This is a genomic window from Mesorhizobium sp. M1A.F.Ca.ET.072.01.1.1, from assembly GCF_004023325.1.
GTDB lineage: Bacteria > Pseudomonadota > Alphaproteobacteria > Rhizobiales > Rhizobiaceae > Mesorhizobium.
In genome coordinates, this window is record NZ_RZSF01000819.1 from 1 (window position 1) to 381 (window position 381).

Below are 381 nucleotides of genomic sequence, written 5' to 3' on the forward strand. Positions count from 1 at the left end.
CGGCGGCCATCTCGGCCATGTCTTCGACGACGGCCCGCCGCCCACCGGCCTGCGTCACTGCATCAACGGCGTGGCGCTAAGCTTCAAGCCGGCCGCTGCCTGAGGTGTGTTGATATTCAGGTGAGGCCGGCCTGCAAATGGAGGTTTCCTGCGCTTCCGGTGCTCACGTACTTCAGTACGCTCCGCTCCGGTTGTCGGAAACTCACCATTTTCGGCTCGGCCTGACCTGAATCTCAATAGATCCTGAAGCCGGCTCCCTTTTCGGCAGATCGTTAAATTGCGAGGCTTTTCAGGAATATGATCGCAATTCCCTCTTGTTACGAAAAGCTAATACACGGGCTTGTGGGGGCCGGAAGTGCTGATCAGAGACATTGCGAATTC

Annotated in this window: 1 protein-coding gene; it reads left to right on the forward strand. The window is 57.2% G+C overall.

Going from position 1 to position 381, the window contains the following annotated elements; translation table 11 throughout:
* Window positions 1-103: peptide-methionine (R)-S-oxide reductase (locus EOA32_RS38200; RefSeq protein ID WP_145971557.1), on the forward strand; the 103-nt coding region annotated here is incomplete at its 5' end.
* Between the last annotated feature and the right edge of the window lie 278 nt (window positions 104-381).